Origin of the sequence: Amycolatopsis sp. NPDC059021, from assembly GCF_042739895.1 — a bacterium.
Classification (GTDB): Bacteria; Actinomycetota; Actinomycetes; order Mycobacteriales; family Pseudonocardiaceae; genus Amycolatopsis.
In genome coordinates this window covers 1-7,438 of record NZ_JBHYIQ010000182.1, presented here as the reverse complement: position 1 = coordinate 7,438, position 7,438 = coordinate 1, and the positions used below count along the sequence as shown (strand labels likewise).

Sequence of the window (7,438 nt, the reverse complement as noted above, 5' to 3'; positions counted from 1 at the left end):
ACGGGGAGCCGCCCCGGGGGGGGGGGGCGCCCCCCGCCCCCCCCCCCCGCCCGCCCCCCCCCCCCCCCACGGACACCGCCGACCTTGTGTCCCCAGTGGACAGTGCCGGCCGGGAGCGAGTCGAGCAGCAGCTGCCGCAGCTCACCGCGCTGCACCTCGGGACGCCCGCCCGTGCCGTCGTCGGGCCTGTCGAACAAGACGGTGCCGTCGCGGTCGAGGATCCGCAGTTGCTGGCGGCCCTCCAGGATCAGGGCACGGAACTCGTCCATCAGCTCCGCGGCCTCGACGGCGATTTGGCCGTTGTAGTCGTGGATGTCGAGCATCCCGCCCTGCGCCCGCGCGGCAGGCGAGGGCTCGGCCTCGTAGACCGTCGCCGGGATTCCGTTGACGTGCAGGACGCGGGCGAGCGTGAGGCCGCCGAGTCCGGCGCCGACGATCGTGACAGGTTCCTGTGCCATGCCGTTTCCTCTCCGTGCTGTTTCGCGGTGACACGGAAAGACTGACGCGAACCGCTGGCACGAAACGCACACAGCGCTGGCACGGGCCTGATATCCGGTATCAGGGAAGCGGCCGGGCTTTCAGCCACAGGAACAGCGGGAACCTGGCCCAGTGCTCCAGGTGCTGCCGCCCGTCGCGGATGTCCGCGGCGGGCTCCTTGACCGACGTGATCGCGAGACCGGCGGACTCCAGCGCGGCGGCGTAGGCTTCGAGCGGCTGAGCCCACCCGGCGAACTTCATGGTCAGCCCGCGATCCTCGACCTTCGTCTCGAAGCGGCGCCGATCGAAGTACGTCACCTGGTCCTTGACGAGTTCGAGGTCCGCCAGCGGATGCACGACGGAGACGAACAAGGTCCCGTCCTCGCGCAGCACCCGTTTCATTTCCTTGACCGCGGCGGGCACATCCGCCACGTCCATCAGCATGTTGTAGGACACGACCAGCGCGAAACGCCCGTCCTCGAACGGCAGCTCGCCGGCGGACGCGACGACGTAGTCCTGCGCGGACCGTTCCTGTTCCGCGGCGGCGAGCAGTTCGGCGACGGGATCGACCGCCGTCACCGTGTAACCGCAGGAGGTCAGTACGCGGGAAACCCGCCCCTCACCGCAGCCGACGTCGAGCGCGTCACCGCTTCCCGTGCCGAGGTACTCCTTCAGCGCGTCGCGATAGGCCCAGAAGGCGTCGTGGTCCGGCTCCCGCGCCCAGGTCACCCATTCCGCGGCGACGCGAGCCCAATGTTCCTTGTCACCAAGCGTTTTCTCCAAGAAACCTCCTCGGTCGAACACCGGCCGGGGCCCCGCTCGCTACCAGGGAAGCGGCGTCTCGGCGACCAGGTCCTCCGGAGCGGACAGCCGCCAGGCCTCGTAGACCAGCTCGGACAGTTCGTCGATCTCGATCCCGGCGAGGTGGACCACCACCCAGCCGAACCCGCCCGCGGTGAACTGCTCCTCGAAGACGTCCGGCCGCTCGGACACCAGCGCCCGCTGCTCGGAGATCGTCTGCTTCAGGCCGACGGTCTCCGTCCGCGGCCAGTAGTACCCGAACCGCTTGCCGCGCACGCTGAACGACGTGTAGTCGCGGCCCTTCCCACGCTCCACGTCGGCCAGCGCGTCCACCAGCCGCTGGAACTCACCACTTCGCACACTCACCGAGGCCCCCAAATCGACGCGTCCCAGCCTAGCGCCGCCGAAATCGATGGACGGCGGGGGCGGCCGCGGCCAGAGTGGACGGCATGAAGCAGGAGGAGATCTGGGACGCCGACATCGCCAACCGCTACGACACACCGGGCACCGGGATGTTCGCCCCCGAGGTACTGGGGCCGACCGTGGACCGCCTCGCCGAACTCGCGGGTGAGGGCCCCGCGCTCGAATTCGCCATCGGCACCGGCCGGGTGGCCGTCCCGCTGGCCGGGCGAGGAGTGTCCGTCACCGGCATCGAGTTGTCCCGTCCGATGCTCGAGAGGCTCCGCACCAAGGCGGACGAGAAGACGATCCCCGTGATCACCGGGGACATGGCCACCGCCACCGCCCCGGGGAAGTACACGCTCGTCTACCTGGTCTACAACACGATCTCCAACCTGCTCACCCAGGCCGAGCAGGTCGCCTGCTTCCGCAACGCCGCCCGCCATCTCGTGCCGGGCGGCCGGTTCGTGATCGAGCTCGGCGTCCCCGACCTGCGGAAGCTCCCGCCGGGCCAGGACGCCGTGGTCTTCCACTCCGAACCCGGCTATCTCGGCGTGGACACCTACGACGTCCTGCACCAGCATCTCGTCTCGCACCACGTCGAGTTCGACGGGAAGACCAGGCAGGCACGCGTCTCCCACAGCCCGCACCGCTACGTCTGGCCCGCCGAACTCGACCTCATGGGCCAGCTGGCCGGGTTCGAGCTGGAGAGCAGGCACGCGGATTGGTCCGGGGCCGAGTTCACCGGCGACTCCCAGTCCCATGTCTCCGTCTACCGCACCGCCGTATAGGTCGTTATACAACAGTGGAGCCGGGGTCGGCGAGCCGCTGCTGCGCCGGCGTGGTGGCGCGGATGATCGCGGAGTGCAGCTTGTCGCCGACGGCGTGGGTGACCTGGACATCGATCCCGATCAACCCGGCGGCACTCAGGAGAGCGCGGTAGTCGGTGACGGTGAGGGCCCCGGCGAGGCATTCGACCTTGTCGGCGCGCTGGGCGCGTTCGGTGCCGGTGAGAGTGTCGTCGGCGATGATGTCGGTGATGCCGAGCCGTCCGCCGGGCCGCAGGACTCGGGCGATTTCGGCGAAAACGGCGGGCTTGTCGGCCGACAACGCGATGACGCAGTTGGAGATCACCACGTCGACGGACTGGTCCGGGAGCGGGATGTTCTCGATAGCACCTTTGCGGAACTCGGCGTTGGCGATGCCCGCTTCGGCGGCATGGCGGCGGGCGAGGGTGAGCATCTCGTCGGTCATGTCGAGCCCGATGGCCCGCCCGGCCGGCCCGACTCGGCGCGCGGAGAGCAGCACATCGAGCCCGCCGCCGGATCCGAGGTCGAGCACGGTGTCGCCGGGGCGGAGGTCGGCGACGGCGAGCGGGTTGCCACACCCGAGACTGGCCGCCACCGCGTTCTCCGGCACCGCGCCGGCGTCCTCGGCGTAGTGGACCGCGCCGAGCCGGCCGGCGTCGTGCGGGCCGGTGATGAGGCCGGTGCCCTCGCCCGCGAGCGCGCGCCGGGCGGCGGTGGCGTAGCGGTCGTGGACGGCGTCCTGCTGCTCCTGGCGTTCGGTCATGACGCGGCCTCGCAGGCCACGTCGGAGAAGGCGACGGCCTGGCGGCCCATGACGACGTCCGCCGCGGTGGGGAAACAGGACAGGCAGCGCTGGTTGACCCGATACAACCGCGCGGTGCCACGGGCTTCGGCGAGCACGAACCGGGCCTCGGTGAGGATCTTCAGATGCGCCGACACCGTCGACTGCCCGACGGCGACCTGCGCGACCACCTCCCCGACCGTCATCGGAGTCTTGGTGGCGGCCAGCAGGTTGAGGATCTGCACCCTCGTCGGGTCCGCGAGTGCGCGGAACCACCCGGCGTAGGTCTCGGCGGTAGCACGGTCCAGCACGACATCCCTCCTTTATCGTTAATCGACGATAAACGATAAAATGGGCCGTGGCCAGCCTAGGGAAGATTCCAGCGCTGGACGAGGTGCGATACTGCAGACGCGCATGCGCTGTTCGATCCGCGGCCTACCAGCCGCGATCGGGAGCCGTGCGCAACGAGGGAGCCAGGCCGGGCGGCCCAGCCCCCTCGCGCGGTTCCGGTGGGAACCTAGTGCAGGAGCGCGGTCAGCTCGTGCACGAACGCCGTTGCGGCGATCAGGAGTGCGGTAGTTGCTGCTACCGCACTCCTTGCCCGACGGCGTATCCGGCTGCACACGCAGCCGGCATCTGGCCGTGTGGCCATGCGAGTCCTCCCGAATCCGGGATTGTTCCTCCGGTCGTCCAGCCGCGTCCGGCTGGCCGGAGCACGCTCGGCGGGTCTCGCCGCAGTGGCTCCTCAAGGCCTCAGCAGAAGCGTATCCGTCACCCCGGACAGCACAGTGACAACACCCGTGTTGACAGCGGCGAGTTCGCGAGTGTGGAAGATCCCGTGTTGAGCGAGCGTTTGCACTGCTCAGGACGTTGATGTGGCAAATCGTCGCAAACTCAGCGTGCTCCGCACACGGGCCGGTTCCGTCGAAGGCTTAGCCGGGCCCGGGGACCGGAAGTCGCCGTGGGTAGTCAGGTGGCCATCTGACTGACTCTTCGTAGTCGCGTTCGGCATTGCTCGTAACGAGTTCATGCCGGAAGTCGGTTTGGTGCCGGTAGATGTATTCGACGTCGATCTGAGATAAGGAGGACCGCCAAGAATGACGTCAGGCCGAAGCGGGGAGAAGTTCGGCGAGCAGAGCCTGGACGCGGCGGTCGATCTCGTCCCGGATCGGGCGGACGGCGTCGACGCCCTGCCCCGCGGGGTCGTCGAGCCGCCAATCGAGGTAGCGCTTGCCGGGGAAGACGGGGCAGGCGTCGCCGCAGCCCATGGTGATCACGACGTCGGCGGCCTGGACGGCTTCGGTGGTCAGCGGTTTGGGGAACTCCCGGGTCAGGTCGATGCCGAGTTCGTCCATCACCGCCACGACGGCGGGGTTGATGGTGTCGGCGGGCGCGGATCCGGCGGAGCGGACCACAACCTTGCCGCCCGCGTGGTGGTGCAGCAGGGCGGCGGCCATCTGGGAGCGTCCGGCGTTGTGGACGCAGACGAACAGCACTTCCGGGGTGTTCACGCGGGAACCTCCGTGGCAGGAGTGAAGCGGCGCCGGAGCGCGAGAGACACATAGACGAGGGCGACGAGGACGGGGACCTCGATGAGCGGGCCGACGACTCCGGCCAGCGCTTGGCCGCTGGTGGCGCCGAAGGTGGCGATCGCGACGGCGATCGCGAGCTCGAAGTTGTTGCCCGCCGCGGTGAACGCCAGCGTCGTCGTCCGCTCGTACGACAACCCGATCGCCTTGCCCAGCGCGTACGATCCGGCCCACATCAGTCCGAAGTAGACCAACAGCGGCAGCGCGATCCGCGCGACGTCCAGTGGCCGTCCGGTGATCTGATCCCCTTGCAGGGCAAAGAGAATCACGATGGTGAACAGCAGGCCGTAGAGCGCGACCGGCCCGATCTTCGGCAGGAACCGGGTCTCGTACCAGGCACGGCCCTTGCCGCGTTCGCCGAGGCGACGCGTCAGGAACCCGGCCAGCAACGGGATTCCCAAGAAGATCAGCACGCTCTTGGCGATCTGCCACCCGGACACGGCGAGGCCGGTCTGTTCGAGGCCGAGCCAGCCGGGCAGCACCGCGAGGTAGAACCAGCCGAGCACGCCGAACATGATCACCTGGAACACCGAGTTCAGCGCCACCAGGACGGCGGCGGCCTCGCGGTCGCCGCAGGCCAGGTCGTTCCAGATGATCACCATGGCGATACAGCGGGCGAGGCCGACGATGATCAGCCCGGTGCGGTACTCCGGCAGATCGGGCAGCAGCAACCAGGCGAGCGCGAACATCAGCGCCGGGCCGATCACCCAGTTCAGCACCAGCGAGGGCCACAGCAGGCGCCGGTCGGCGGTCACCGTGCCGAGCCGGTCGTAGCGGACCTTCGCCAGCACCGGGTACATCATCACCAGCAACCCGAGCGCGATCGGTAGCGAGATCCCGTCCACCGACACCGCGTTCAGCACCCCGCCGAGGCCGGGGATCCACCGTCCGGCCAGCAATCCGGCCACCATCGCCACGGCGATCCACACCGGCAGCAACCGGTCCACTGTGGACAGCTTGCCCACCACGGCAGCCGAGGTGGTGTCCTGCGTGGCGGTCACGCCGACACCACCTCGGCCGCGTCACCGGGCACCAGCACGGCCGAGAGGCGGGCCAGAACCTCGGGATGCACGCGGTAGTAGACCCAGGTGCCGCGCCGCTCGCCGGTGATCAGCCCGGACTCGCGCAGCACCTTCAGGTGATGGGAGATCGTCGGGCCGGTCAGCTCGAACGCGTCGGTCAGGTCGCACACGCAGGCTTCCCCGCCCGCGTGCGAGGCGATCAGCGACAGCAACCGCAGGCGCACCGGGTCGGCCATCGCCTTGAACAGCCTCGCCAGCTCCACCGCCTGCTCCTCGGAGAGCGGATCCCGCGCCAGCGGGGAGCAGCAGGCGTCCATCGCGACGATCGGCAGTTGCTTCGACATGCCTCTATATTGACAGACTTCTACATAGACGGCAATCTAAGCCTCTCCCTGTTTCGACAATCATCTATCCAAGGAGGATGGGATGTCCCGGGTACAACTCGCCCTGCGTGTCGGTGACCTGGAGGGCTCGATCGCCTTCTACACCAAGCTGTTCGGCACCGAGCCCGCGAAACGACGCCCCGGCTACGCCAACTTCGCCGTCACCGAGCCCGCGCTCAAGCTCGTGCTGCTGGAAGGTGAACCCGGCCAGGCCACCGTCATGGACCACCTCGGCGTCGAAGTCGAATCCACCGACGAGGTCAACGCCGCCAGCCGGCGCCTCACCGGCGAAGGACTCGACACCCTCACCGAAGACGACACCACCTGCTGCTACGCCGTGCAGGACAAGGTCTGGGTCCACGGCCCCGGCCAGGAACCCTGGGAGGTCTACACCGTCAAGGCCGACTCGGCCAGCTTCGGCACCGACAGCACCGCGGCCACCTGCTGTCAGCCCGCAGGCTGCGGCGCCTGAACGAGCATGCTCGCTCCCGAGAGTCGCGGGAGATGAACACGCTGTAACCAATCTGGACTGGCGCCGGGGGGTGATCCCGTACGCTTCCGCAGGGTCGCCACCGGGTCCGGCGACCCACACGAAGAAGCGGCCTCTCGCGAGGTCCTGAGCCAAGGCGGGAGGCCGCTTCTGCGCGTCCGAATCCTTTTAGGACTGTCGGAAACCTGCCGCCTTCACGACAGCCAGCAATCCGTTCCAGCCGGAGGCGCCGACCGTGAGCGCTCTTCGATACTGGACGCGCGGGCTGGCGAGAGTATGTCGCGAACGACGCCTTGGGGACGCTGAACGTCCCCAACGGAGCGTTCGAGACATGCCCACCGCGCGGCGGCCGGCCCGTCGATGTCCCCAAGGGCCCCTACAAGACGTTCAACGTCCTCAATGGCCCCTTCAGGACACGAGGCCCCGCCACCACACGTCCCCCAACGGCGCGTTCAGGACATGCGGGGCGGCAGGTGGCGGCGGGGGGTGCCGAGGGACGCCCTTGGTGCATTGGACGCACCGGGAGCGTCCCTCGGTGCGGTGAACGCACCCAGGGCGTCCCTCGGATCGCAGGCGGCTCGAGGATGTCGCGAACGACGCGTTCGGGACGATCAACGTCCCCAACGACCCGTTCGCGACACCAACCCACCGCCCCCCTATCCACCCGTGCCCCCGAGGTGCCGTGTA

Annotated in this window: 10 protein-coding genes; 2 read left to right on the top strand and 8 right to left on the bottom strand. The window is 68.8% G+C overall.

The features are described from left to right. The 3 genes from ACFWX1_RS47150 to ACFWX1_RS47140 form a co-directional block, all read right to left on the bottom strand. The coding region (locus ACFWX1_RS47150) for an FAD-dependent oxidoreductase (protein WP_378396468.1) at positions 1-458 on the bottom strand (458 nt) is incomplete at its 3' end. Between the two features lie 100 nt (positions 459-558). After that, entirely contained in the window at positions 559-1,260 is a 702-nt protein-coding gene (locus ACFWX1_RS47145; protein WP_378396467.1) for a class I SAM-dependent methyltransferase, read from the bottom strand. A 39-nt stretch (positions 1,261-1,299) separates the two neighbouring features. Next, positions 1,300-1,644 carry an MmcQ/YjbR family DNA-binding protein gene (locus tag ACFWX1_RS47140; protein ID WP_378330831.1) on the bottom strand — a complete coding sequence of 115 codons (345 nt, stop codon included), beginning with the start codon at positions 1,642-1,644 and terminating at the stop codon, positions 1,300-1,302. Between the two features lie 83 nt (positions 1,645-1,727). On the opposite strand from ACFWX1_RS47140, the gene ACFWX1_RS47135 reads away from it, so the two are divergent. After that, positions 1,728-2,468, top strand: coding sequence for a class I SAM-dependent DNA methyltransferase (locus tag ACFWX1_RS47135; RefSeq protein WP_378396466.1), 741 nt, complete (start codon positions 1,728-1,730; stop codon positions 2,466-2,468). Between the two features lie 4 nt (positions 2,469-2,472). Here the strand turns inward: ACFWX1_RS47135 and ACFWX1_RS47130 are convergent, their stop codons facing one another. The 5 genes from ACFWX1_RS47130 to ACFWX1_RS47110 form a co-directional block, all read right to left on the bottom strand. Next, on the bottom strand, positions 2,473-3,249 hold the full coding sequence (locus tag ACFWX1_RS47130) for a methyltransferase domain-containing protein (protein WP_378396465.1): 777 nt from the start codon (positions 3,247-3,249) through the stop codon (positions 2,473-2,475). Next, positions 3,246-3,578: an ArsR/SmtB family transcription factor gene (locus ACFWX1_RS47125; RefSeq protein WP_378396464.1), complete on the bottom strand. Its 333-nt coding sequence runs from the start codon at positions 3,576-3,578 to the stop codon at positions 3,246-3,248. Before ACFWX1_RS47125 ends, ACFWX1_RS47130 begins: the two co-directional genes overlap by 4 nt. Positions 3,579-4,370: 792 nt before the next feature. Beyond that, complete coding sequence (locus ACFWX1_RS47120; RefSeq protein ID WP_378396463.1) at positions 4,371-4,778, bottom strand: arsenate reductase ArsC; 408 nt, start codon at positions 4,776-4,778, stop codon at positions 4,371-4,373. Beyond that, the gene (gene arsB, locus ACFWX1_RS47115) at positions 4,775-5,857 is read right to left on the bottom strand and encodes an ACR3 family arsenite efflux transporter (RefSeq protein WP_378396462.1); all 1,083 of its coding nucleotides are present in this window, start codon (positions 5,855-5,857) and stop codon (positions 4,775-4,777) included. Before arsB ends, ACFWX1_RS47120 begins: the two co-directional genes overlap by 4 nt. Beyond that, the gene (locus tag ACFWX1_RS47110) at positions 5,854-6,222 is read right to left on the bottom strand and encodes a metalloregulator ArsR/SmtB family transcription factor (protein WP_378396461.1); all 369 of its coding nucleotides are present in this window, start codon (positions 6,220-6,222) and stop codon (positions 5,854-5,856) included. The genes arsB and ACFWX1_RS47110 overlap by 4 nt, the downstream gene beginning before the upstream one ends. Before the next feature lie 82 nt (positions 6,223-6,304). On the opposite strand from ACFWX1_RS47110, the gene ACFWX1_RS47105 reads away from it, so the two are divergent. After that, positions 6,305-6,733, top strand: coding sequence for an ArsI/CadI family heavy metal resistance metalloenzyme (locus ACFWX1_RS47105; protein WP_378396460.1), 429 nt, complete (start codon positions 6,305-6,307; stop codon positions 6,731-6,733). Positions 6,734-7,438 lie beyond the last annotated feature (705 nt).